The organism is Achromobacter anxifer (assembly GCF_903652925.1).
Lineage (GTDB): Bacteria > Pseudomonadota > Gammaproteobacteria > Burkholderiales > Burkholderiaceae_B > Achromobacter > Achromobacter anxifer.
Genome location: NZ_CAHLAR010000020.1, coordinates 1 through 23,669, shown reverse-complemented (window position 1 = coordinate 23,669; position 23,669 = coordinate 1). Strand labels below are relative to the sequence as shown.

The window sequence follows — 23,669 nt, the reverse complement described above, 5'->3', positions numbered from 1 at the left end:
AAAATGGCCAGAGAACGCCCAGCGGATCTGCGGCGCTTACTCCGCGCCCGAAGACGCCAGCGATGCCGGTATGTCGAGCGCCGGCTCCAGGCGTTCGGGAATGTCCTGCTTCAGCAGGTCGAGTACTGCCCGCACGCGCGGCGGCAGCGGCCGTAGCGGCGGAACCAAGGCATTGAGCGCGAGGGGCGGAACGCGGTAGCCGTCCAGCAGCTCCACCAGGCGTCCCTGCGCCAGCGCTTGCGCGCATGCGGGGTGCTGCAGGACGCCGATGCCGCCGCCCGCGACGATCAGTTCGTGCATGGGACGCCAGTGGCTGGTGGTCATGGCGGTCTTGATGCGCGCTTCCTCCGTCGGGCCGTTTTCGCGCGCCAAGGGCAGCAAGTCGTTCGCAAATACGGGCTTGAGTCGGATGAAGGGGTGCAGAGCCAGGTCCGCCGGCGTTTCTATCGGGCCGTGCGCCGCCAGATAGGAAGGCGCCGCGACCAGTTTGCGGGCCACCCAGCCCAGCGGGAAAGCGATGTAGCCGCCGTTCTCGTTCAAGCGGCCCAGCCGCAGGGATATGTCGACCCCTTCGGTGACCGGGTCGGCAATTTCGTCGCTCAGATTCAGATCGATCTGCAACTCGGGGTAGGTCGCGCGTGCATGCATCAAGGTTTTGGGAAGAATGACTTCTCCCAGGCATTGCGGCGCAGCCAGGCGCAGGCGTCCTTGTATCTGTTCGATGCTTGATGTAACTGAATTTATTGTTGCTTCGGCGACGTCCAGCAGGTGTTTGCCCTGTTCATAGAACATCCTGCCCTCGGCAGTGCAGATCAGGTTGCGTGAACTGCGTATCAACAGGCGAGTGCTCAGAAATCGTTCCAGTTTGTCGATGCGCTCGCTCACTGACGGCTGGCTCATGTCCAGATCGCGAGCCGCCCCGGAGATGGTGCCGCGTTCGACCACGCGGAGGTAGATGCGTATTGTCGCCAGCAAATCCATGGAACCCCTCCTCATGAAGCCCATGCCCGATCCCGGGACGGATGAGCGGTTTCCCGGTTTGGGGCCGGGCATGTTGAATCTATCAGTTTGTTTCCGTCGTGTGGCATGTCGGTTCAGGGTAGCCAGGCCGATAGGCCCCATAGGCCGGATGCAATGTGAGATTGCAATTACGCGCCGTAGTCTTGGGCTCAATGCATCGCCTTGATGCAGTCGTTGCGGGAGGTTCCGCCGGCACCGGAGGCCTGCCGTGATGAATGAGAGGTTCCATTTGAGTCGTTGAACTGGAGCACCAATTCATGAACAAGATACTCAGGAAGGTAGGGATCGGCGCGGACGAAAACATGGCGGCGCGCGATGGGAACAAGCGGGCCCGCGGGCAGGAGGCGCGGCTGGCGCCCATAGCGGCCGGAATCGCCCTTTGCGCAGGTTTGACCGTCACGGGGTTTGAAGTCCGCGCAGCCACATACAAGCCGGACTCGTGTAACTCTCCGAAGGGAACGGGGCCGGACGGGGTGTCCTATCCCGCAGGGAAAAATCCGGCAGACGGCTCCGGCCTGTGGTCGAACGTTCTCGGTTGCGATGCTGATGGCGGCGGCCACGTTGGCGTACAGGTCCTGGGTTTTAACGCGTCCGCGACAGGCAACGGCGCGACCGCCCTGGGTTTTGCCGCCACCGCGGCAATCCGAAGCACGGCGGTGGGCATGCAGGCCGGGGCGACTGCGGCGGGTTCGACCGCGCTTGGGCAATGGGCTCGCGCCACTGCCGCCGGCAGTGTCGCAATTGGCGGCAACACGTCCTCCAATACCGCGGCGGCTGGCGCACAGGCGTCGGGCCTGAGCGCCGTCGCGATTGCCGGAGAATCGCGGGCGCTCGGGCAGGATTCGGTTGCGCTGGGTACGCGCGCCGAGGCGCGGACGGCGCAGGGCATTGCGCTGGGGGCTGGCGCGGTCGCCGCCCATTCGGGCGACGTTGCGCTTGGGGCCGGGTCCGTGACGGGGGCTGCGATCGCAACCACGGGCGCCACGATAGCCGGGGCGTCCTACGCATACGCGGGCGCCTCGCCTTCGAGCACGGTGAGCGTGGGCGGGAGTGGCGCGGAACGCACCATCACCAACTTGGCGGCAGGGCGGGTCAGCGCGGCCAGCACGGATGCCGTGAACGGCTCGCAACTCCAGGCGACAAATCAGGCCGTCGACGTGCTGGCTGACCGTGCGGTGACCTACGACGGCAAGTCGGGCGATCCCAAGAGTCTGATCACGCTGGCCGGCGTTGCTTCCACGGACGGCGGCGCGACGGGCGGCACACGGCTCAGCAACCTGGCGCGCGGAGCGCTGTCGGCCACGAGCACCGATGCAGTGAACGGTTCGCAGCTGCACGAGACGAACCAGGACGTGCTGAAGGTGGGGGACCGGGTGACGACCATGGGCGACACGGTGACGCGCATGGGCGACAGCGTGACGAATCTGGGGGATACGGTGACTCGGATGGGTGACAACGTGACGAATTTGGGCGACACGGTGACGCGCATGGGCGATGCCGTGACCAATCTTGGCGACACGGTGACCGGCATGGGAGACACCGTGACAACCTTGGGCAACACGCTCACCAGTCTTGGCGGCACCTTGGCCAATCTCACTGGCGATACCAGCGCGGCGTACACGGATGCCAACGGTCTGGGCATCCGCTACGCGCGGACCAATGAGCGTGGGCTGGCGCCAAGCGACGCCTACGCGCAAAGCCCGGGCAGCACGGCGCTGGGCTACAACGCGCGGGCCACGGCCGACAATGCGCTGGCGCTGGGCCGTGATGCGCAGGCAAGCCACGCGGGCAGCGTGGCGCTGGGGGCGAACGCGGTGGCCGACGGCGCGACCCTGGCCGTTGCGGCGTATCGCGCGGGAACGGCGGTGCTGGCTGGCGCGGCGCCAGTGGGCGAGGTCAGCGTGGGGGCGGCCGGGGCCGAGCGGCGCATCACCCACGTGGCGGCGGGCGCTCTGGACACGGACGCGGTCAACGTGAGCCAGCTCAAGTCCGTGGCCGAAAACGTGGGCAGCCTGGGCGACCGTGCGGTGACCTACGACGGCAAGTCGGGCGATCCCAAGAGCCTGATCACGCTGGCTGGCGTTGCCTCCACGGATGGCGGCGCAACGGGTGGCACGCGGCTCGGCAACCTGGCGCGCGGAGCACTGTCAGCCACCAGCACCGATGCGGTGAACGGTTCGCAACTGCACGAGACGAACCAGGATGTGCTGAAGGTGGGCGACAGGGTGACGACCATGGGGAACACGGTCACGACGATGGGCGATACGGTGACGCGCATGGGCGATACCGTGACCAACCTGGGCGACACGGTGACAGGCATGGGCGACATGCTTACGAACCTGGGCGGCTCCTTGACGAGCCTCACCGGCGACACCAGCCTGGTCAACAAGGCCGCCAACGGCCTGGGCATACGCTATGCGCGGACCAATGAGGCGGGATTGGCGGAAGACGACGCGTATGCGCAGGGCGCGGGCAGCACGGCGCTGGGCTACAACGCGCGGGCCATGGCCGACAATGCGCTGGCGCTGGGCCGCGAGGCGCAGGCAAGCCAGGCGGGTGGCGTGGCGCTGGGGGCGGGATCGATCGCCAAGGTCGAGGCCGGAGCCGCCGGGTATGTGCCCCTGGGGGGAGATGACGCGGCCGTGAATGCCACACGCAGCACCCTGGCGGCGGTATCCGTGGGTGACGGGGATACCGGAAAGTACCGCCAGATCACCGGCTTGGCGGCAGGCACGGTGGATTCCGACGCGGTGAACGTCAGCCAGCTGAAGGCGCTGGCCACGAATGTGAGCGGGCTCGACGCGGGTGGAGTGAAGTACGACCGCGATCCGGACGGCGCCATCAACTACGGCATGGTGACGCTGAACCCCGGCGGCTCCGCCACCGTGTTGAGGAACGTGGCGCGCGGCGCGGTGTCGGCGGACAGCACGGACGCGGTCAACGGCTCGCAGCTGTTCGAGACCAATCAGTACGTCAAGTCGATAGGCGACACGGTCAACACCTTCACCCAGGGAGGAGCCGGAATAAAGTACTTCCGCGCCAATGGCGGGGCGTCGGCGGTCCTGCCGGATTCCCAGGCCAACGGTACCGGCAGCATCGCGATGGGGCCGGGCGCGGTGGCCAATGGCGGCAATTCGGTGGCTCTGGGCAACGGCGCAACGGCTGGCAAGGACGGCGATGTTGCGCTGGGGGCTGGCGCGGTGGCTGACCGCGGCGCGGAAACCTATGCCGGCAAGTACTCGGACGTGCAAAACAGGTCGGCGGGCACGGTGTCGGTGGGCACATCGGGCGCGGAACGCACGCTCAGCAACCTGGCCGACGGCCGTGAGGCCACGGATGCCGTGAACCTGCGGCAGCTGGACGGCGCGCTCAAGCAGGCCAACGACTACACCGACAAGCGCATACAGGACGTGGCCGGCAATGTGCTTCAGGTCGGCGATCAGCTCACCAAGATGGACGAGCGCATGACCGGCGTCGAGGACGACGTGGCCAACATCGGCAAGGGCGCCGCCGGCATGTTCCAGACCAGCCAGGAAGCGAAGGCGGCAACCCCGCCCAAGGCCAGCGGCGCCAATTCGGCCGCGGGCGGAGCGGGCGCCGTGGCCGCGGGCAGGAACAGCACCGCGATAGGCAACGGCGCACAGGCCTCCGGCGCAGGCGCAACGGCGCTGGGCAACGGCAGCAAGGCTTCGGCCAACAATGCCGTGGCCTTGGGCGCGGGTTCCATCGCCGACCGCGACAACTCGGTGTCCGTCGGCGCGGCGGGGACTGAGCGCCAGGTGGTGAACGTGGCCCGCGGCACGGCAGGCACGGACGCGGTCAACCTGAACCAGCTGCGGGAAATCGAGAGCGGCATGAATGGCCAGGTCGCCGGTTTGCGCAAGGACGTGCAAGGCCTGGACAACCGCCTGAGCGCGGGCGTCGCGACCGCGATGGCCATGTCCGCGCTGCCCCAGGCCTATCTACCCGGCAGGAGCATGTTCAGCATGGGCGGGGGGGCGTGGCGCGGCGAGAGCGGTTTCGCGATGGGACTGTCCACCGTGTCCGACAGCGGTAGGTGGGTGCTGAAAGGCCTGGCCAGCAGCAGTTCGCGAGGGGACTACGGCGCAAGCGTGGGGGTGGGATACCAATGGTGAGCGAAGGCGCGCGAGCAGCCGCCGCATCCTCAATGACTCAAGAGAGGTACACAGCCATGAAACGTCGCATCATTCTTCCTGCAGTGATGGCATCGAGCGCGTTGCTGGCTGCTTGCCAGCCTATGGCAACGCAGAAGGGCGCCCATGCCGAGCCCCGCGTTTCCCAGCCGGTGACGGCCGCGCGAGATGCCACGGGGCAGGCGCGAAGCACAGCGCCTGCGGTCGAGTTCCGCCTGGCGCAGGACCAGCCTGGGGCCGACCTGCGCGAACTGCGGATGCCCGACAAGACCTACTACTTTCTGCAGGCTCCCGCGCTTACCCGGTTCGATCTGAACGCGGCTACGCCGATGAAGACGCGGGAAGGGCAGCCTTTCGTGAGCCTGCAATTCACGTCGCCGGGTGCGCGCAAGCTGGCGCAGATCGGCCGCCAGTATCCGGGCAAGTGGCTGGTCTTCACCGTCGGCGGCAGGCTGGTCGGCGTGCCGCGCATCGCGGGGGCGATGGAGGAGGGCGTCCTGAACCTGACGATGAACTCCGAAGACCAGGCGATCGAGGTCGCGCAAGCCATCATGGGGGCGCCGTAGCGCCGCCATGATGAGGCTAGCCGATGGCGCCGTAGATGCGGCGCGCGTCGGCGGCCGTGGCCAGGGGGCGGCCCAGCGCCTGCGCGCCCTGGGCCGCCTGCAGCACCAGCGCCGAGTTGCCCGGCGCGGTGCTGCCGTCGCGCAGCTTCAGGTTGTTCTCGAAGCCGACGCGCATATGGCCGCCGAAGGCCGCGGCCGTGGTGACGCAGGCATTTTCCTCGGGACCGAAGGCGCAGACCGCCCAGGGCAGGGACTGGTCGTAGGCCGCCAGGAAGGGCAGCAGGTCATAGGCCGACGAAGTCTGCCCGGCGCTGTAGCGGCCCAGCACAAACAGCACCGACCAGGCGCCCGCCGGCACCAGGCCGCGCTCGCGCAGCGACAGCCAGCGGCGCACGTCGCCTTCGTCGTACAGGATGATCTGCGTCATGATGCGGCGTTCGGCGATCCAGGCCAGGAAGGCCGCCAGCTCGGATTCCGGGATGTCCGGCACGGCGATCTCGCGCAGTCCGATGGAGACGGCTTCAGGCTGCAGTTCGCGCACCAGCGCGATCTGCTCGGCCGCCTTGTAGACGCCGGCGGCTTCGCTGGTCACCTGCACCAGCAGTTCTTCGCCCACGGCGCCGCGCACCGCGGCCAGGGCGTCGCGGTAGGCCTGAGCGTCCAGCAGGTGGCTGCCGTCGGGCTTGCGTACATGCATGTGCATCATGGCGGCGCCCGCGTCCAGGCAGGCGCGCGCCTCGCGCGCCAGGGCCTCGGCCGTGAGCGGCACGGCCGGATGATCGGCCGCCTTCTTGTAGGCGCCGTTGGGCGCCACGGTGATGATGACGGGAGATTCGGCCAGGGCGGCGCGGGGCAGGGCGGCGGTGCTCATGGCTTGATCTCCGGAAGCTCGGGCGCGATCAGGTCCAGGCCCGCGCGCAGCAGGCGGTCATAGCGCGCGCGCTCGGCGGCGATGGTCTCGGGCGTCCAGGCATAAAAGCCCTCGCCCGCCTTCATGCCGTGGCGGCCGTCCTGGGCGCGCTCGGTCAGGCAGCGCGCCGGCTGGCTGGCGTTGCAGAACGTGGGGTACATGGTGGCGCCGGCCGCGGCATGCACGTCGATGCCGGCATGGTCGCGCTGCATCACGGGCCCGGCCGCCAGGAAGCGGAAGCCGAAACCGAAGCGCACCGCCGCGTCCACGTCTTCCGGCGAGGCGATGCCGCGGTCGATCAGGTCGAAGGCCTCGCGCGACAGCGCGTGCTGCAGGCGGTTGGCCAGAAAGCCGGGCAGGTCCTGGCGCACCTTCACCGGCACGCTGCCGCAGCGCCGCATGAATTCGATCAGCGTGTCGGCGCAGGCGTTGTCGCTGGCCTCGCCCAGCACCACTTCCACCAGGGGCACCAGATGCGCGGGCATGAAGAAATGCAGGCCCAGCATGCGGCCGCGGGTGTCCAGGCCCTGGCTGATGGCGCTGATCGGGAAGCTGGAGCTGTTGCTGGCCAGGATGGCGTCGGGCCGGGCGCGCTTGGCCAGATCCGCGAACAGCGTCTGCTTGATGTCCAGGCGTTCGGGGATGCACTCGATGACCAGGTCCACCGCAGACCAATCGACCCCGTCCAGGCTGGCCGCGGTGGATAGCAGGGCGGCATTGGCCTCGCGTCCGATGGTCTTGAGGTTCTCCGTGACCCGGGCGGGCAGGCCCGCCGCGCGCTCGGGGTTCGATTCGATCACCGTCGTGCGGCAGGCCGCGCGGGTCAGCACCACGGCCACGTCGGCTCCCATGGTGCCGCCGCCCACCACCACCGCATGCGCCGCGCCCGGATTGGGCAGCGTTATCGCGTCCGTCTGCATGGTTTGCTCCTTCATCTGAAACTACGCTGGGGGCGAGTGTAGAGAAGCTGGTTTGATTGATGAATCAGATTTTTTGGATAGAATGATCGACAATACTGATCAATAGAAACGACTGGCGGCATGCAGATCAATCTTTCGATGCGCGATATCGACACGACGCTGGTGCTGGGCCGCACGCTCAACTTCCGCCAGGCTGCCGCGCAGCTGCATCTGTCGCAGTCCGCCCTGTCCACGCAGATCCAGCGCATCGAGGACGCGCTGGGCGTGCGGCTGTTCGACCGCACCACGCGCACCGTCCGGCTCACCGCCGCCGGCGAGGTCTTCATGCAGCAGGCCGCGGCCCTGCAGGTGGCCTTCCGCGACGCCATCGCCGCGGTCAGCGGCATCGTCAACGCGGAGCAGGGCCAGGTCTCGGTGGCCGCCTTGCCCTCGATCGCCGCCCGGCTGTTGCCGCGGGTGCTCATGGCCTTCCGCCAGGCTCACCCGCTGGTCGCGCTGAAAGTGCGCGACACCCTGTCGGGACCGGCTTTCGACCTGGTGCGCGCGGGCGAGGTCGACTTCGCCCTGACCGCCGCCGACCCGCAGCACGCCGACCTGCATTACGTGCCGCTGATGTCCGACAGCTTCCTGCTGCTGATCCCCGAACGCCATCCGCTGGCCCGCGCCCGCGGTCCGCTGCGCTGGGCCGACACCGCCGATGCCGCGCACGTGTCCATGGTGCAGCCCAGCAGCGTGCGCCAATATACGGAATGGGCCTTTCTGCAGAACCGCATCCGCTTCACGCCCGCGTTCGAGGCCGAGCACCTGACCACCATCGTCGCCATGGTCGAATGCGGCTTCGGCGTGGCGGCGCTGCCGGAAATCGCCGCCGCGGCAGTGGCCCAGAACGGCATCGTGCAGCGGCCTCTGACCGGTCCGGTGGCGGAGCGCTCGATTGGCCTGGTGACCGCGCGCAACCGCAGCCTGTCGCCGGCCGCGGCGGCGCTGGTGCAGACTTTGAAGGAGTATCTGGCGGAGCAGGCGCGCTAGGTTTCGGACCGGCTTTGCGCAGGCTGCCAGGGCGCGCGGGCGGGCCATCTTGATTTCACGCAAGCGCCCGCGCGACGCCGCTCGACAGGCAGCACCCGATGGTATTATCCTCAGTACACAAACTAAATTGGAGCTGCCTCAACGTGCCGGATGTACAGAAAAAGACGACGTCCCAGAAGCGCGTCGCAACTCATAAGGCTGACACCAAGATTTTCGATCCGGCCAAGCAGGTGCTGTGGTCGCGTCCTGGATATCTGGTGCGGCGCCTGAACCAGATCCACTACGCCATGTTCTACGAAGAATGCAAGACGCAGAACGTGACGCCGGTGCAGTATGGGGTCCTGACCGCGCTGTCGCTCAGCCCCTGGCTGGACCAGACCGCCATCGGCATGGAGCTGGGGCTGGACCGCACCACCACGGCGGACGTGGTCAAGCGCCTGCAGGAGCGCGGCCTGGTGGAACGCCGCATCAATCCCAACGACAAGCGCTCGCGCCAGGCAGTCATTACCCAGGAAGGCTTGCGCATCATGGGCCTGCTGCAGGAAGGCATGGCCCGGGCCCAGCAGCGCCTGCTGGAGCCCCTGTCCACGCGCAACCAGGAAATCTTCATGAAGCTGCTTTCCACCCTGGTGGAAGCCAACAACCAGTACAGCCGCACCACGCTCAAGCCCATGTAGGGCAGGGCGCCGGCCGCCAGTTTCAGCCTTGCAGCGCGCTGGCCTGCGGCGCGCTGCGGGCGGCCTCGCCGTCGCCCAGCGTGTTGCGCACCCAGATCAGTTCGGCCGCGATTGCCACCGCGATCTCGGCCGGCGTCTTGCTGGCGATGCGCAGGCCCACCGGGCCGTGCAGGCGCGCGATCTGGCCGTCGTCCAGGTCGAACAGCCGCAGGCGTTCGCGGCGCTTGTGCTGATTGGCGCGCGAGCCCAGCGCGCCGACATAAAACGCCCGGGACTTCAGCGCTTCCAGCAAGGCCATGTCGTCGAGCTTGGGATCGTGGGTCACCGCCACGATGGCGGTGCGTTCGTCCGTGCCGATCTCCAGCACGGCGTCGTCGGGCATGCTGGTGAGCAACGTGGTCTGGGACAGGTTCCAGTCGCCGAAGAATTCCTCGCGGGGGTCGCAGACCGTGACGTGGAAATCCAGTGTGGCGGCCACGTTGGCCAGCACCTGGGCGGTCTGGTTGGCGCCGATGATGAGCAGCCGCCAGCGCGGACCGTAGACGCTGCGGAAGATGCGGCCGTCGAAATCCGGGCCGTCCGCCGGGCCAGCGGGCGATACCGAACTGCTGCCGTCCTGCAGATCCACCGTGCGCTGGATCAGGCGATGGCCGCGGATGGATTCCAGCACCTGGTCCAGCCACTGCGTGTCGCGCAGCGGCTCGCTGATCAGGCGCAGCGTGCCGCCGCAAGGCAGGCCGAAGCGCGCGGCCTCGTCGCGGGTGACGCCGTAGGTCAGGCGCGCGGGGGCGTCTTCCAGCGTGCCGGCGCGGGCGCGCAGTATCAGGTCGTCCTCGATGCAGCCGCCGGACACCGAGCCCACCATGCGGCCGTCGTCGCGCAGCGCCAGCATGGCGCCGGATTGGCGCGGGGCCGATCCCCAGGTCTGCACCACGGTCACCAGGTGCACGCGGCTGCCCGCGGCCACCCAGTCGCGGGCATGTTGCAATACGTCCAGATCCAGAGCGTTCATCGGCTTCTCACAGGAAAGGCCGCGGCGCTGTCACGGCTTATATTCACTATACTGATCATTATGGCGACTGTCTCTAGTGTCTATCCCTACCCGGGCTCCTTGCGCGCCGGCATTCTGCTGGCGGCGGGGCAGGGCTCGCGCTATGCCGCGCAGCGGCCCGGCGCCGACAAGCTGCTGGCCCCGCTGCCGCAGGGCGCATGCGTGGCCGCGGCCAGCGCGCGGACGTTGCGCGCGGCGGTGGACATGGTCGTCGCCGTGGTGCGTCCGGGCAGCGCGGCCCTTGCCGAATTGCTGCGGGCGGAGGATTGCCTGGTGCTGGAGACGGCCCGGGCAGGCGAGGGGATGGGCGCCAGCCTGGCGGCGGCGGCGCAATACCTGCAGACCTTGCCCGAGGCGCCCGGCGCGGTGCTGGTGGCGCTGGCCGACATGCCCTGGATCGGCCGCGCCAGCCTGGATGCGGTGCTGGACGGCTTGCGTCAGGCCACGATGGCCGCGCCGTCGTACCAGGGGCAGCGCGGCCATCCGGTGGGATTCCGCGCGGAATGGTTGCCGCAGCTGGCGGCCCTGGGCGCCGACGAGGGCGCGCGGCGGCTGCTCAGGCAGCCCGGCCTGCATCTGGTCGAGGTCGACGATCCGGGAGTGTTGCGAGATGTCGACACGCCCGCCGACCTGGACGAGGCCGGCTGATCTCTGTTTAGCCGAACACGACACCGCTGAACCAAGCAACGCAAAACAGGCCGCCGCAGCGGCCTTTTTCTTTGGCTCCGGGATTTCCCTAAATGTCAGTACGCTGACTATAAAGTCAGTATACTGACGTAAATTCGGATGCCTGCGCAGGGCTGTTCCCAATGGGAATGCGGCTGCACGCGATTCCGGTTGTTCCGATTTAATAGTCAGTGTACTGATAAATGGCGCTGGCACGCCGTGGCTGGACAGGGTCCGGGCCATCAAACTGGGAGTAGGGGAATGAGCAAAGTACGCAAGATCGCGTTTGAGGAGCACTACACCGCGGTCGGATTCAAGGACTATTCGAAGAGCTTCGCGCAGCACATCGATCCCGCCGTGCTGGCCGACCTGGCCGCGCGCCTGGTGGATTTCGACGAGGTCCGGCTGGGCGAAATGGACCGCGGCGGCATCGACTACGTCATCCTGTCGCAGACCGGGCCGGGCGTGCAGGCCGAAGCCGACGCCGCCGTGGCGCTGCGCCGCGCCAAGGAAAACAATGACTTCCTGGTCGAGCAGGTGGCGCGGCACCCGACGCGCTACGGCGCCTTCGCCACCGTGCCCATGCACGATCCGCTGGTCGCCGCCGCCGAGCTGGAACGCTGCGTCAAGCAGCTGGGCTTCAAGGGCGCGCTGATCAACGGCCACACCAACGGCGTGTACTACGACGGCCGCGCTTACGATCCCTTCTGGGCAAAGGTGCAGGAACTGGACGTGCCGGTCTACCTGCACCCGTCGGACCCCTATGTCGTTCCGCAGGCCTATTCGGGCCATCCGGAACTGGTGGGCGCATGCTGGGGTTGGGGTGTCGAGACCGCCACGCACGCGCTGCGACTGATATTCGGCGGCGTGTTCGACCGCTTCCCCGCCGTCAAGCTGATCCTGGGGCACATGGGCGAGGGCCTGCCGTTCCTGCGCTGGCGCTTCGACAGCCGCTTCGCCGTCTACTCGCACGGCATCAAGCTGGAGCGCACGCCTTCCGAATACCTGGGCAGCAACATCGTCATCACCACCTCGGGCGTCTGTTCGCCTCCGACGCTGATGGCCGCCATTGCCGAAATGGGCCGCGAGGCGGTGATGTTCTCGATCGACTATCCCTACGAGTCGACTGCGCTGGCCGTGGAGTTCATCGAGCAGACGCCGATGGACGACGCGACCCGCGAACTGATCTGCAACGGCAACGCGCGGCGCCTGTTCAAACTCTGATCCCGGCCACGGAGACCGACATGAGCAATTTCCTGTACGGCGGCAACGTCCATGCCAACGGCATCCGCCAGCACTATCTGCGCTACGGTGGCGAGCGCGGGGCGGGCCGCGATCCGGTGATCATTGTCCCGGGCATCACCAGCCCCGCGATCACCTGGGGCTTCGTGGGCGAGCGCTTCGGCGAGTCCTTCGATACCTATATCCTCGATGTGCGCGGCCGCGGCCTGTCGGAAGCCGGCGCGGACCTGGACTACAGCCTGGACGCGCAAGCCGCCGACGTGCTGGCCTTCGCCCAGGCGCTGGGCCTGGCGCGTTATAGCGTGGTCGGCCATTCCATGGGCGGGCGCATCGGCGTGCGCGCCGGACGCGGCCAGCCTGCGGGCCTCGGTCGCCTTGTGCTGGTGGACCCGCCAGTGTCCGGCCCCGGCCGCAGGCCGTATCCCGCCAAACTACCGTGGTACGTCGATTCCATGGCGCAGGCGCGCCTGGGCATGGACGCCGAAGCCATGCGCGCCTTCTGCCCGACCTGGACAGAGACGCAGCGCCAGCTGCGCGCCGAATGGCTGCACACCTGCGACGAGCGCGCCATCATCCAGAGCTTTGAGGCGTTCCAGAGCGACGACATCCATGCCGACCTGCCGCGGCTGAATGTGCCGGTCCTGCTGATCACGGCCGAAAGGGGAGACGTGGTGCTGGATGCGGACGTGGCGGAGATCCAGCGCCTGGCGCCCGGTGCCCTGCATCACCGGGTGCCCGCCGCCGGCCACATGATTCCGTGGGACAACGAGGAAGGCTTCTATGCGGCTTTCGGCGATTTCCTGGGCGCGCCGCTGGCGCGCGGCTGAAGCGCGCGACCGTCAAGCAAGGAGGGCATCATGCCTATAAGCGACTACGAAATGGTGAAGGCCTGGCAGCAGGTGCTGACCCTGTCCAAGCTGGAGCCCGGGCAGACCGTCACGGTGCTGACCAGCGCGGCGACCCATCCGCAGACATTGGCCACGGCGCTGATAGCGACGCAGGCGATGGGCGCGGTCGTGAACCGCCTGGACCTGCCGCCCATCAACGGCGAACGGGCCCTGAGCCGGGATTCGCTGGCCTACCTGGGCACCACCCCGCTGACCGGAAACAAGGCCGCGATCGCGGCCCTGAAGGAAAGCGATCTGGTGCTGGACCTGATGACGCTGCTGTTCTCGCCCGAGCAGCACGAGATCCTGGCCACGGGGACCAAGATCCTGCTGGCCGTGGAGCCGCCGGAAGTGCTGGCGCGGCTGGTACCGACCGAAGCGGACCGCGCCCGGGTCAAGGCGGCTGCCGCGCGCATCGGCGCGGCGCGCGAAATGAGCGTGGTATCGGAAGCCGGCACGGACCTGCGCTGCCCGCTGGGCGTATTCCCGGCCATCAGCGAGTACGGCTTCGTCGACGAGCCCGGCCGTTGGGACCATTGGCCCAGCGGCTTCGTGCTGACCTGGCCGAACGAGGGCGGCGCCAACGGCAAGATCGTGATCGACGTGGGCGACATCCTGCTGCCGCAGAAGCTCTACGTGCGCTCGGCGATCGAGCTGACGGTGGAAAACGGCTATGCCACGCGCATCGATGGCGGCGTGGACGCCGAACTGCTGCGCGAATACGTGGCGTCGTTCCAGGACCCCGAAGCCTATGCCATCTCGCACATAGGCTGGGGGCTGCAACCGCGCGCGCACTGGACCACGCTGGGCCTGTACGACCGCGAAGCCACCATAGGCATGGACGCGCGGGCCTACGAGGGCAACTTCCTGTTCTCGCTGGGACCCAACAACGAAGCCGGCGGCAATCGCACCACTACCTGCCATATCGACATCCCCTTGCGCGCCTGCACCGTGCGGCTGGACGGGGAGGACGTGGTGCGCCAGGGCAAGGTGCTGGACGGCGCCGCTGGCCAGACCCAGGCCTAGGCAGGCCATCATCGATCAAGGAGTTCACTATATGAATGACGACATCTCGGCCTACGCGCGCCAGGGCTTCGGCGCGGCGATGGCGCCCAAGCCGCCTTATGGCCTGCTGATCGTGGACCTGGTCAACGGCTTCGCCGACCCGGCGGTGTTCGGCGGAGGCAACATTCCCCAGGCCATCGAGCAGACGGCGGGCCTGCTGGCGCATGCGCGCAAACAGGGGTGGCCGGTGGCGCACAGCCGCATCGTGTTCGCCGACGACGATGCCGACCACAACATCTTCACGCTGAAGGTGCCGGGGATGCTGACCCTGAAGGAGGCGGACCACAACAGCGCCATCGTGCCTCAGCTGGCTCCGGCCGCCGGGGAACTGGTGGTGCGCAAGACGGTGCCCTCGGCGTTCTTCGGCACCAGCCTGGCGGCCTGGCTGTCGCAGCGCGGGGTGCAGACGCTGCTGGTCGCGGGCGCGGTCACCAGCGGCTGCGTGCGGGCCAGTGTGGTGGATGCCATGCAGTACGGCTTCCGTCCGCTGGTGGTGTCGGACTGCGTGGGCGACCGTGCCATCGGCCCGCACGACGCCAACCTGTTCGACATGCAGCAGAAGTACGCCACCGTGCTCACGCGCGACGAGGCGGTGCGCGCCACGCAGGGCTGAGCCCAAACAGGGCGCCGGCATGCAAAAAAGGGGTTGCGCCGCGAGGCGCAACCCCTTCTTTCGCTGGAGTCCTGCTTGCTAGACCGGATACACCAGGTCGTTGGCCAGGATGGTGGTGTCATATACCACCTGGCGCTCCTTCAGCTTGAGCACGCCATCCTGCCGGATGTAGCGGTCGTAGTAGTTGCCGGCCAGGTGCAGGGTGGTGGGGCCTTCCACCAGCGTCTGCATCAGCATGAACGCGGCCTGGGCCTCGATCTCGCCGCTGGCGGATTCGCTGATCACGCGGGTGTTGCTGACCAGGTGCAGCATGTAGCGCGGCGCGAACATCTGGGTGCGCGAGATGGCCACGGCGCGGTCATGCATCATGGCGCGGCCTTCGGAATAGACCAGCCCCACGGGCAGGCCCAGGTCGGCGTTCTCGCGCGCGGTGACGCGGTACAGGCCGTCCTCGGTGAAGAAGTCCGGCCAGGCCTCGACCTGGCCCGCGTCCAGGGTCGCGCAGTACTCGGCGTGGAATTCCTCGATCTCCTGCCGCAGCGCGATGGCGCGCGCGGGGTCGATCTTGCGGGGGGAAAATTCGAATCGGGTTCTCATATTTCTAGGTTCCTGCCTCAGAAGCCCATCACGCTGCGGTAATAGCTGTACATGGAGCGGATCGCGGCTTCCGAGATCAGCGTGTTGGACGTGCCTTGCTTGCCGGATTCCAGCTTCAGCACGTTGACGTCGGTGCTGGCGCGGCGCACGCCTTCCTGCACGAACTTCATGGCTTCGTTGTCCTCCAGGCCGAGGAATCCCGCCGGCCCCATCAGGTTGCCCTGGCGCAGGCGGTGGCGTTCCATTTCGGGCGTGTCGTCCTCGTAGCCGAACATGGTCCATTGCATGATCATGCTGTCGGGCCCGTTGGGCACGATCTGGCGCACGCCCAGCGTGTTCATCTCGCGCTGCACGATCAGGTTGGGCCACACCGTCTGCATCGTGACCGACCAGGGCGAATCGAATTCCTTGACGAATTCCAGGAAGCGGTCGTCCTGCAGGTGCAGGCCGTCGTGGAAGGAGCGCATCTCCTTCTTGTTCTCTTCGCTGACGTTGGCGTACTTGTCCTCGCTCTTGGCCGAGGCCATGGTGCCGTGGCGGCCGTGCACCGGGTCGACCAGCATGGCCGACTTGTTGCCGGCCACCAGCAGGCCGAACACCACCAGGAACGAATGCAGCAGGGTCGCGTGGTACGGATCCTTCAGGTTCTCGTGGTACATCTTCCAGTTGCACGGCAGCTCGTTGCGGTAGTAGCCGTGGATCTTGAGCTTCTTGCCGGGGAAGACGGTGTCGAAATCGGCCAGGATCTCGGGCGTCAGGTATTCGTCGATGGGCTCGACCTCGTTGCTGTAGGACGCGAAGATGACGCCGTTGCGCGTGGTGACGTTCAGCTTGCGCAGGCCATGCTCTTCGTTCTTGAAGTCCTTGGGCATGCCGCCCTCGCGGTTCACGCCGCGCTTGAAGGGGATGCCCTGCAGATTGCCCTTCAGGTCATACGACCACTGGTGGTAGGGGCAGACGAATTCCTTGGCGTTGCCCTGGCTGTTGCGGCAGAACTCGGCGCCGCGGTGGGCGCAGCGGTTCTCGAAGACATTGACGGAGCCGTCCTCGGCGCGCGACACCACCACCGGCGTCGGCCCCACATAGGACCGCTTGTAGTCGCCCGGATTCGGCAGCTCCGCTTCCAGCGCCACGTAGTTCCAGGTCTTGCCATGGAAGATCCTTTCCACTTCCTGGTCGTAGACGGCGCGGCTGGTGTAGACCCAGTCGGGAATGTAGTGCAGCGCGTCTTCGGGCCAGACACAGTCGGCCAGCGCGGTGTCCTTGGACGCCATCGTAAGGCCGATGACGGTTTGCGATTGATACATGAAAAGCTCCTGTCTAAGCGGGGGCGGTAATCGGATTCAGGACGCGGCGGCGTTTTGCTGGCTGGCCTTCACCAGCGGCTTGAGCGCCACGCTTTCGTCGGCGTAGCGTTGCGTATCGATGGGTATGCCCTGTTCGAACAGCACGCGCAGCTGGCGCAGGTCGCCGCCGGCATTGATGGCAATGGCGTGCACCGGCACGCCGTCGCGGTGGCCCAGCCAGATGAACTTGGGCGCTTCCACCTGCACCTGCGGCACGCCGCGGCAGGCGTAGACCAGGTCCGGCTGCGGCAGGCCCAGCATTTGCACGTTGCAGCCATATTGATCCGTCCAGAACCAGGGATAGGGTTCGGCGGGGGCCGGCTGGCCCAGCATGCCGGCCGCCGCGGCGCGCGCCTGTTCATTGGCGTTCTGCCAGGATTCCAGCCGCAGCACCATGTTCAGGTGACGCCGGTGCTGGCTGGCGCAATCGCCGGCCGCATATATATAGGGATCGCTGCTGCGGCAGGCTTCGTCCACCACGATGCCGCCGTTGGCGGGATCCAGCGCCAGGCCGGCCTGCGCCGCCAGGGCCACGTCCGGCACCAGGCCGATGGCCACCACCACGACGTCGGCCGCTATCGCGGCCGCGTCCTGCAGTTCGATGGCGAAGCGCGCCTGCTGCGTGACCGAGGCATCGGCATGAGGCTGCCAGTCGCTGCGGACGATGCGCGCGCCCAGGCGCAGGTCCACGCCGGCACGGCGGGCGCGTTCGGCCAGCCAGTCCGACAGGGCAGGGGGCAGCACGCGTTCCAGCAGGCGCGGAGCGCTTTCCAGCACGGTGACTTGGGCACCCAGGGCGCGGGCGGTCGACGCCACCTCCAGGCCCAGGAAGCCGCCGCCGATGACGGCGACGCGGGCTTGCGCGGTGAGGCCGGCGCGCAGCGCGGCGGCGTCGTCCAGCGTCCTGATGTAGTGCACGCCCGGCGTGCCGCGCGGCAGGCTGGGCAATTCGCGCGCGCGGCCGCCGGTGGCGAGCAGGCAGCGGCTGTAGGACAGGGCGCGGCCGTCGGCCAGCCGGACCGTGCGGTCCGCGGCGTTGATCGCCACCGCTTCGGTGCCGGTCAGCAGCGTGATGCGCTGCTGTTCATAGAAGTCGCCGGCGTGCACCGCCGTCTGGCCATGGGCATCGGCCGTCTGCAGCACGGCCTTGGACAGCGGCGGCCGCTCGTAGGGCGCGTGCGCTTCCTGGCCGATCAGCGTGATGGGGCCCGCGTGGCCCAGGTCGCGCAGCGTGGCCGCCGCGACCGCGCCGGTCTGGCCAGCGCCGATGATGAGGATCGGGTCTGCGTCGGCCATGGTCAGCCTTGCAGGTTGGCGTAGATGTCTTCGCCTTCGACCTTGACCGGATAGACGCGGATACCGCTGGTGGCGGGCGCGCACATGGCCTGGCCGGTGCGGATGTCGAACTTCGCCTGGTGCAGCGGGCATTCGATGCAGCCGTCTTCCAGATAGCCGTCGGACAGCAGCGCATAGGCGTGCGTACAGACGTTGTCGGAGGCAAAGAACTCGCCTTCGCTGCGATACAGCGCAAGCTGCTTTTCGCCGGCCGCGACGGGAATCACCTCGTCGTCGTCGGTCAGCTGGTCGGTGGAGGCAATGCGGATCCAGTTCATATCAACTCGCTAGTCAGTATGCTGAGTAATTGTCGTCAGTGTACTGCCTAAAAAAACAAGTCAGGAGCTAGGGATTTCCCCGACATCGGGAGGGTTGGCGGCCGGCGGCGCGCGCTTATTATGCACGCCCCGTCGGACCTGCGGCGGCGGGTGTCCGCTATATGAAAGGAGTACCCGCAAACTGCGCGCGAGCTGCCCCGAAAATATCGCCGGAATCGGTGTAAACCCAGGCGTTTAGCGGGTGCCGGCAGTGGGGATTTACCTTGTTGACACTCAAAATTACTGTCAGTATGCTGATCAACAATTCAGTGTGCTAACGTTTTTTTCGGATGTACGCGAGTGGCGTTGGCATGAGTTGAGGCGGGTCCAAGGGGACTCAATCGAACCAGATCGGGAGCAATGAATGCAACGACGCCGTTTCCTCGCACAAGCCGCCGGCGCAGCCGGCGCGGGCCTCGCCACTGTCGGCATGCCTGCCGTCGCGCAATCCGCGCCATCGGTGCGCTGGCGCATGTCCACCAGCTGGCCCAAGAGCCTGGACACTATTTACGGTTCGGCTGAAGAACTCTGCAAGCGCGTGGCGCAATTGACGGACGGCAAGTTCGAGATCCGCGCCTTTCCTGGCGGCGAACTGGTGCCCGCGGCGCAGAACATGGACGCGGTCAGCAATGGCACGGTCGAATGCAATCACGTGCTGAGCACGGCCTACATCGGCAAGAACACCGCGCTGACGTTCGACACCGGCCTGTCCTTCGGCCTGAGCGCCCGCCAGCACAACGCCTGGATCCACTACGGCGGCGGCATGAAGATGCTGCGCGCGCTCTATAAGAAGTACAACATCGTCAACCACGTCTGTGGCAACGTGGGCGTGCAGATGGGCGGCTGGTACCGCAAGGAAATCAAGTCGGTCGCGGACCTGAAGGGCCTGAACATGCGCATCGGCGGCATCGGCGGCATGGTGCTGTCCAAGCTGGGCGCGGTGCCGCAGCAGATCCCGCCGGGCGACATCTATCCGGCGCTGGAGAAGGGCACCATCGACGCGGCCGAATGGATCGGCCCTTACGATGACGAGAAGCTGGGCTTCAACAAGGTCGCGCCGTACTACTACTCTCCGGGCTGGTTCGAGGGCAGCGCGTCCATCACCAGCATGGTGCACGACAAGGCCTGGGAGGCCTTGCCGCCGGCCTATCAGGCCGCGTTCGAAGCGGCGGCGGGCGAGCAGACCATGCGCATGCTGGCGAACTACGATGCGCGCAACCCGCTGGCGCTGCGCAAGCTGATTGCCGGCGGCGCCAAGGTCAGCTTCTTCCCCAAGGAAGTGATGGACGCGGCGTATAACGCTTCGCAGGAACTGTGGACCGAACTGTCGGCCAAGAACCCGGATTTCGCCGCCATCTTCCCCGACTGGAAGAAATTCCAGGCGGAGCAGGCAGGCTGGTTCCGGGTCGCAGAAAGCCCGCTGGACAACTACACCTTCGCCGCGGTGGCGAAGGCCCAGGCGAAATAACAGGCAGGAGATAGAGGGGAGTCATGACGACAGCAAACGCCGATACGCACGGCCGGCCAGGCAAGCCGCAAGGAGTGGGCGCGCGGGTGCCGCGCAAGGAGGACGCGCGCCATCTGCACGGCAAGGGCAATTTCGTGGCCGACATGGCCATGCCCGGCCTTTGCGAGGTGGCCTTCCTGCGCAGCCCGCTGGCGCATGCGCGCATCGCTTCGGTGCGCGTGGCCGAGCAGATCGCGGACAAGGCGTTTGTGCGTCAGGCCATGGCCGACGCGCGCGACATCGTGGCGGATTCCACCTTGCCCAGCTACCAGGTGTCGGCCCAGCCGCCCCTGGCCTCGGGCAAGGTGCGCTTCGTGGGCGAACCCGTCGCCATGGTGTTCGCGCCGACCCGGGCCGAGGCCGAGGACTACGCCGAACTGATCGAGGTCGACTACGACGACCTGCCGGTCTATCCGGACGTGGTCAGCGCCCAGGCCGCGCAGGGCGATTTCGTGCACGAGGAATGGCGCGACAACGTCTTCGTCACCCTCAATGTCGACAAGCAGTTCGACGAGCTGGCGGCGCAGGCCGACGTGGTCGTGCGCCGCAAGATAGACCTGTCGCGGCAATGCATGGTGCCGATGGAAGGCAAGGCCGTGCTGGCCTACTGGGACCACCAGGCCGACCAGCTGGTGGTGGTCAGCGCCACGCAGGTGCCGCACATGATCCGCAGCGTGCTGGCCCAGTGCCTGGAGCTGGAGCAGGGCCGGGTGCGGGTGGTGTCGCCGGACGTGGGCGGCGCCTTCGGCTACAAGTGCGTGCTGCAACAGGAAGAGCTGTGCGTGGCCTGGCTGGCCAAGACCTTCAAAAAGCCGTTCCGCTTCATCGAGGACCGTCGCGAACACCTGACCGCGGGCGCCAATTCGCGCGAGCACCATTATGAAATGGTGGCTTACGCCGACCGCCGCGGCAAGCTGCTGGCGCTGGACGCCAAGATCACCATCGACGGCGGCGCCTATTCGGTCTGGCCCTTCACCATCGGCCTGGAACCGGGCCAGGCCATCGGCAACCTGCCGGGGCCGTACGCATTCAAGGGCTATCGCTGCGTCACGCGGGCGGTGGCCACCAACAAGCCGGGCTTCGTGCCGTACCGCGGCGTGGCGCGCACCGGCGTGTGCTTCGCCATCGAACTGACGATGGACGCGATAGCCCGCGAAGTCGGGCGCGAACCCTGGGAGATCCGCCAGGAGAACCTCGTGCAGGGCGAGCAGATGCCCTACGTCAACGTCACCGGCAAGCACCTGGACAGCGGCGACTATCCGGCCAGCCTGCAACAGGCCATGGACATGATAGGCGTGGACGCCATACGCGAACGCCAGCGCCAGGGCGAGGCCGACGGCCGCCTCATTGGCGTGGGCCTGGCGACCTACACGGAACAGGCGGCGCACGGCACCTCGGTGTTCGCGGCCTGGGGCACGCCCGTGATTCCGGGCTTCGACCAGGCCACCGCGCGGGTCACGCCGGACGGCGGGCTGGAGCTGCGGGTCGGCGTGCATTCGCACGGGCAGGGCATGGAGACCACGTTCGCCCAGATCGCCAACGAAATCCTGGGAGTGGACGTGGCCAGCATCAAGCTGCTGCATGGCGATACCGGGCAGACCCCGTTCTCCACCGGCACCTATGCTTCGCGTTCGCTAGTGATGTCCGGCGGCGCGGTATCGCAGGCTTGCAAGCGTCTGCTGCCGCGGCTGACGCATATTGGCGCGCACCTGCTGCAGGCCGATCCCGCCAGCGTGGCCTGGAACGGCGACCGCCTGGAGGCGGGCGGCAAATCGGTGTCTGTCAAGGACGTGGCCGACGCCTGGTACCTGCGGCCGCAGCTATTGCCGCCCGACGTGGACCCCAGCGGCCTGGAAGTCACCGTGGGCTACAAGCCCAAGGTCGACACCGGCTGCTTCACCTATGCCACCCATGCGGCGGTGGTGGCGGTGGACCCGGGCACCGGCGGCGTGGAGATACTGGATTACGTGGTGGTGGAGGACTGCGGGACCATGATCAATCCCATGGTGGTCGAGGGGCAGACCATAGGCGGCGTGGCCCAGGGCATAGGCACCGCCTTCTACGAGGAAACGCCGTACGACGAAAACGGCCAGCCCCTGGCGTCGACCCTGGCGGACTATATGCTGCCCGGCGCCACCGAGGTGCCCAATATGCGCCTGCATCACTTCGAGACGCCGTCGCCGCATACCGAGTTCGGCGCCAAGGGCATGGGCGAGGGCGGCGCCATCGCGCCGCCGGCGGTGCTGTTCAACGCGGTCAACGACGCGCTGCGGCCGCTGGGCGCGGCCGAGCTATTGCGCACGCCCTTGTCGCCGACGCGGGTGCTGGCCGCCATTGCGCAGGGCAGCCGCCAGGCGGCTCCCGCCGCCGCGGAGGTGACGGCATGAAGGCCGCCGCATTCGAATACACCCGTCCGGACACGCTGCAGGACGCCTTGCGCGCGCTGCGCGGACACGAGGGCCGCGCCAAGCTGATGGCGGGCGGACAGTCCCTCGGCCCCATGCTGAACCTGAGGCTGGCGCGTCCGCCGGTCGTCATCGACATTTCCGGCCTGTCGGAACTGCGCACGGTCTCGCGCCAGGACGGCAAGCTGCGCGTGGGCGCGGCGGTGACCCATGCCGAGATCGAGGACGGCGTGCATGAACTGCTGCGCGGCACGCCTCTGCAGCAGGTGGCGCCCGGCATCGCCTATCGCGCCATCCGCAACCGCGGCACGCTGGGCGGCAGCCTGGCGCATGCCGATCCGGCGGCCGACTGGGTGCTGACCGTGGTCGGCCTGGGCGCGACGCTGGAGATCGCGGGGCCGGACGGTGTGCGCATGCTGCCGGCGGAAGACTATATGCAGGGCGCCTACACCACCGGGCTGCGCGAGGACGAACTGATCGCCGCCGTGCACATACCCGAAGCCGGACCCCAGGCGCGCTGGGGCTATTACAAGTTCTGCCGCAAGACCGGCGAGTTCGCCGAGGCCAGTTGCGCCGCCTGGTTCGATCCGTCTTCCAAGACGGCCCGCATCGCGGTCGGCGCGTTAGACGGAGCGCCCAGGCTGTTGCCCCAGCTGGCCGCGCGCATCGCGCAGCAAGGGCTGGCCGGACTGGACGAGACGCTGCTGGCCGCCGAGCTGGCCGGGGTCATGCAGGACAAGGATGAACACCACCGCAAGCTGCACGGGACCGCGGTGACGCGCTGCCTGGCGCAGGCGCTGGGCTGACAGGAAGAACCATGGTTCAGGTGACATTGGAAGTAAATGGCAAGCGCGTGTCGCACGAAGCGCCCGCACGCATGCATCTGGGGGATTTCCTGCGCGACCAGGCGCGGCTGACCGGCACCCACCTAGGCTGCGAGCATGGCGTCTGCGGCGCCTGCACGGTGCTGGTCGACGGCGCGCCGGTGCGCTCCTGTATTTCGTTCGCGGTGGCCTGCGAAGGCCGCCAGGTGACCACCATCGAAGGCTATGACGCCGATCCGGTGATGCAGCGGCTGCGCGCCGCCTTCACCCGCCACCACGCCCTGCAATGCGGCTATTGCACCCCGGGCATGCTGGCGACCTCGCGCGATATCGTGCTGCGCCTGCCCGACGCCGACGAAGGCCGGGTGCGGATCGAACTGTCCGGCAACCTGTGCCGCTGCACCGGCTACATGGGCATCGTCGCCGCGGTGATGTCGGTGCTGGCCGAGCTGAAGGAACAGCCCGACCCCGCGGTGGAGGCGCTGCGCGCCGCCCAGGCGCAGGGCCGCGGCGCGGCGCCGGCCGCGGCCAAGCCGGT

At 67.6% G+C, this 23,669-nt stretch carries 21 protein-coding genes; 13 read left to right on the top strand and 8 right to left on the bottom strand.

Annotated features, from left to right (window positions below):
• Window positions 1-36: 36 nt before the first annotated feature.
• Window positions 37-981 (bottom strand): LysR family transcriptional regulator, encoded by a 945-nt coding sequence (locus HWY37_RS33340; protein ID WP_176090810.1) that lies wholly within the window; start codon window positions 979-981, stop codon window positions 37-39.
• A gap of 512 nt (window positions 982-1,493) precedes the next feature.
• Here HWY37_RS33340 and HWY37_RS33335 point away from each other — a divergent pair.
• Together HWY37_RS33335 and HWY37_RS33330 are read left to right on the top strand one after the other, a co-directional pair.
• Window positions 1,494-5,156: a YadA family autotransporter adhesin gene (locus HWY37_RS33335; RefSeq protein ID WP_246302475.1), complete on the top strand. Its 3,663-nt coding sequence runs from the start codon at window positions 1,494-1,496 to the stop codon at window positions 5,154-5,156.
• 56 nt (window positions 5,157-5,212) lie between these two features.
• Window positions 5,213-5,740, top strand: coding sequence for a SecDF P1 head subdomain-containing protein (locus HWY37_RS33330; RefSeq protein ID WP_176090809.1), 528 nt, complete (start codon window positions 5,213-5,215; stop codon window positions 5,738-5,740).
• Window positions 5,741-5,756: 16 nt separating this feature from the next.
• Here HWY37_RS33330 and HWY37_RS33325 read toward each other — a convergent pair whose 3' ends face one another.
• Window positions 5,757-6,611 carry a beta-keto acid cleavage family enzyme gene (locus HWY37_RS33325; protein WP_176090808.1) on the bottom strand — a complete coding sequence of 285 codons (855 nt, stop codon included), beginning with the start codon at window positions 6,609-6,611 and terminating at the stop codon, window positions 5,757-5,759.
• A complete protein-coding gene (locus tag HWY37_RS33320; RefSeq protein ID WP_175210613.1) occupies window positions 6,608-7,570 on the bottom strand; it encodes a 3-hydroxyacyl-CoA dehydrogenase family protein in 963 nt (320 codons plus the stop codon). The genes HWY37_RS33325 and HWY37_RS33320 overlap by 4 nt, the downstream gene beginning before the upstream one ends.
• A 120-nt stretch (window positions 7,571-7,690) precedes the next feature.
• Here HWY37_RS33320 and HWY37_RS33315 point away from each other — a divergent pair, with 120 nt between their 5' ends.
• Both HWY37_RS33315 and HWY37_RS33310 read left to right on the top strand, forming a co-directional pair.
• A complete protein-coding gene (locus HWY37_RS33315; RefSeq protein WP_175210614.1) occupies window positions 7,691-8,599 on the top strand; it encodes a LysR family transcriptional regulator in 909 nt (302 codons plus the stop codon).
• 209 nt (window positions 8,600-8,808) lie between these two features.
• Entirely contained in the window at window positions 8,809-9,276 is a 468-nt protein-coding gene (locus HWY37_RS33310) for a MarR family winged helix-turn-helix transcriptional regulator (RefSeq protein WP_223306531.1), read from the top strand.
• Window positions 9,277-9,298: 22 nt separating this feature from the next.
• Here HWY37_RS33310 and HWY37_RS33305 read toward each other — a convergent pair whose 3' ends face one another.
• Complete coding sequence (locus HWY37_RS33305) at window positions 9,299-10,288, bottom strand: XdhC family protein (RefSeq protein ID WP_175210616.1); 990 nt, start codon at window positions 10,286-10,288, stop codon at window positions 9,299-9,301.
• 60 nt (window positions 10,289-10,348) lie between these two features.
• On the opposite strand from HWY37_RS33305, the gene HWY37_RS33300 reads away from it, so the two are divergent.
• The 5 genes from HWY37_RS33300 to HWY37_RS33280 all read left to right on the top strand — a co-directional run bounded on the left by HWY37_RS33300 (window position 10,349) and on the right by HWY37_RS33280 (window position 14,800).
• Window positions 10,349-10,975 carry a nucleotidyltransferase family protein gene (locus HWY37_RS33300; protein ID WP_176090807.1) on the top strand — a complete coding sequence of 209 codons (627 nt, stop codon included), beginning with the start codon at window positions 10,349-10,351 and terminating at the stop codon, window positions 10,973-10,975.
• Window positions 10,976-11,254: 279 nt separating this feature from the next.
• Window positions 11,255-12,217: an amidohydrolase family protein gene (locus HWY37_RS33295; protein WP_176090806.1), complete on the top strand. Its 963-nt coding sequence runs from the start codon at window positions 11,255-11,257 to the stop codon at window positions 12,215-12,217.
• Between the two features lie 20 nt (window positions 12,218-12,237).
• Complete coding sequence (locus HWY37_RS33290) at window positions 12,238-13,062, top strand: alpha/beta fold hydrolase (protein ID WP_176090805.1); 825 nt, start codon at window positions 12,238-12,240, stop codon at window positions 13,060-13,062.
• A 30-nt stretch (window positions 13,063-13,092) separates the two neighbouring features.
• A complete protein-coding gene (locus tag HWY37_RS33285; RefSeq protein ID WP_176090804.1) occupies window positions 13,093-14,148 on the top strand; it encodes a 2,5-dihydroxypyridine 5,6-dioxygenase NicX family protein in 1,056 nt (351 codons plus the stop codon).
• A 31-nt stretch (window positions 14,149-14,179) separates the two neighbouring features.
• The gene (locus tag HWY37_RS33280; protein ID WP_176090803.1) at window positions 14,180-14,800 is read left to right on the top strand and encodes an N-carbamoylsarcosine amidohydrolase; all 621 of its coding nucleotides are present in this window, start codon (window positions 14,180-14,182) and stop codon (window positions 14,798-14,800) included.
• A 78-nt stretch (window positions 14,801-14,878) separates the two neighbouring features.
• Here the strand turns inward: HWY37_RS33280 and HWY37_RS33275 are convergent, their stop codons facing one another.
• Genes HWY37_RS33275 through HWY37_RS33260 form a run of 4 tightly spaced genes read right to left on the bottom strand, consistent with a single transcriptional unit; the run spans window position 14,879 to window position 18,356 of the window.
• Window positions 14,879-15,397: an aromatic-ring-hydroxylating dioxygenase subunit beta gene (locus HWY37_RS33275; RefSeq protein WP_175210623.1), complete on the bottom strand. Its 519-nt coding sequence runs from the start codon at window positions 15,395-15,397 to the stop codon at window positions 14,879-14,881.
• 17 nt (window positions 15,398-15,414) lie between these two features.
• Window positions 15,415-16,704 (bottom strand): aromatic ring-hydroxylating dioxygenase subunit alpha, encoded by a 1,290-nt coding sequence (locus HWY37_RS33270; RefSeq protein ID WP_175210624.1) that lies wholly within the window; start codon window positions 16,702-16,704, stop codon window positions 15,415-15,417.
• A 36-nt stretch (window positions 16,705-16,740) separates the two neighbouring features.
• Window positions 16,741-18,039: an NAD(P)/FAD-dependent oxidoreductase gene (locus HWY37_RS33265; protein WP_175210625.1), complete on the bottom strand. Its 1,299-nt coding sequence runs from the start codon at window positions 18,037-18,039 to the stop codon at window positions 16,741-16,743.
• Window positions 18,040-18,041: 2 nt separating this feature from the next.
• Window positions 18,042-18,356, bottom strand: coding sequence for a non-heme iron oxygenase ferredoxin subunit (locus HWY37_RS33260; protein ID WP_175210626.1), 315 nt, complete (start codon window positions 18,354-18,356; stop codon window positions 18,042-18,044).
• 403 nt (window positions 18,357-18,759) lie between these two features.
• Here HWY37_RS33260 and HWY37_RS33255 point away from each other — a divergent pair, with 403 nt between their 5' ends.
• From HWY37_RS33255 to HWY37_RS33240, 4 genes are all read left to right on the top strand, one after another.
• Window positions 18,760-19,863: a TRAP transporter substrate-binding protein gene (locus tag HWY37_RS33255; RefSeq protein WP_175210627.1), complete on the top strand. Its 1,104-nt coding sequence runs from the start codon at window positions 18,760-18,762 to the stop codon at window positions 19,861-19,863.
• Window positions 19,864-19,886: 23 nt separating this feature from the next.
• Window positions 19,887-22,289, top strand: a complete 2,403-nt coding sequence (locus HWY37_RS33250; protein ID WP_176090802.1) for a xanthine dehydrogenase family protein molybdopterin-binding subunit — start codon at window positions 19,887-19,889, stop codon at window positions 22,287-22,289.
• Complete coding sequence (locus tag HWY37_RS33245; protein WP_175210629.1) at window positions 22,286-23,113, top strand: FAD binding domain-containing protein; 828 nt, start codon at window positions 22,286-22,288, stop codon at window positions 23,111-23,113. Before HWY37_RS33250 ends, HWY37_RS33245 begins: the two co-directional genes overlap by 4 nt.
• A gap of 11 nt (window positions 23,114-23,124) precedes the next feature.
• A partial coding sequence (locus tag HWY37_RS33240) for a (2Fe-2S)-binding protein (RefSeq protein ID WP_176090801.1) occupies window positions 23,125-23,669 on the top strand: 545 nt, incomplete at its 3' end.

Bases quoted from the DNA above. Each gene is read 5' to 3' on its own strand.
- HWY37_RS33285 (WP_176090804.1), top strand. From the start codon at position 13,093: ATGCCTATAAGCGACTACGAAATGGTGAAGGCCTGGCAGCAGGTGCTG.
- HWY37_RS33250 (WP_176090802.1), top strand. From the start codon at position 19,887: ATGACGACAGCAAACGCCGATACGCACGGCCGGCCAGGCAAGCCGCAA.
- HWY37_RS33265 (WP_175210625.1), bottom strand. From the start codon at position 18,039: ATGGCCGACGCAGACCCGATCCTCATCATCGGCGCTGGCCAGACCGGC.
- HWY37_RS33245 (WP_175210629.1), top strand. From the start codon at position 22,286: ATGAAGGCCGCCGCATTCGAATACACCCGTCCGGACACGCTGCAGGAC.
- HWY37_RS33295 (WP_176090806.1), top strand. From the start codon at position 11,255: ATGAGCAAAGTACGCAAGATCGCGTTTGAGGAGCACTACACCGCGGTC.
- HWY37_RS33330 (WP_176090809.1), top strand. From the start codon at position 5,213: ATGAAACGTCGCATCATTCTTCCTGCAGTGATGGCATCGAGCGCGTTG.
- HWY37_RS33270 (WP_175210624.1), bottom strand. From the start codon at position 16,704: ATGTATCAATCGCAAACCGTCATCGGCCTTACGATGGCGTCCAAGGAC.
- HWY37_RS33280 (WP_176090803.1), top strand. From the start codon at position 14,180: ATGAATGACGACATCTCGGCCTACGCGCGCCAGGGCTTCGGCGCGGCG.
- HWY37_RS33300 (WP_176090807.1), top strand. From the start codon at position 10,349: ATGGCGACTGTCTCTAGTGTCTATCCCTACCCGGGCTCCTTGCGCGCC.
- HWY37_RS33340 (WP_176090810.1), bottom strand. From the start codon at position 981: ATGGATTTGCTGGCGACAATACGCATCTACCTCCGCGTGGTCGAACGC.
- HWY37_RS33320 (WP_175210613.1), bottom strand. From the start codon at position 7,570: ATGCAGACGGACGCGATAACGCTGCCCAATCCGGGCGCGGCGCATGCG.
- HWY37_RS33255 (WP_175210627.1), top strand. From the start codon at position 18,760: ATGCAACGACGCCGTTTCCTCGCACAAGCCGCCGGCGCAGCCGGCGCG.
- HWY37_RS33275 (WP_175210623.1), bottom strand. From the start codon at position 15,397: ATGAGAACCCGATTCGAATTTTCCCCCCGCAAGATCGACCCCGCGCGC.
- HWY37_RS33290 (WP_176090805.1), top strand. From the start codon at position 12,238: ATGAGCAATTTCCTGTACGGCGGCAACGTCCATGCCAACGGCATCCGC.
- HWY37_RS33305 (WP_175210616.1), bottom strand. From the start codon at position 10,288: ATGAACGCTCTGGATCTGGACGTATTGCAACATGCCCGCGACTGGGTG.
- HWY37_RS33315 (WP_175210614.1), top strand. From the start codon at position 7,691: ATGCAGATCAATCTTTCGATGCGCGATATCGACACGACGCTGGTGCTG.
- HWY37_RS33325 (WP_176090808.1), bottom strand. From the start codon at position 6,611: ATGAGCACCGCCGCCCTGCCCCGCGCCGCCCTGGCCGAATCTCCCGTC.
- HWY37_RS33260 (WP_175210626.1), bottom strand. From the start codon at position 18,356: ATGAACTGGATCCGCATTGCCTCCACCGACCAGCTGACCGACGACGAC.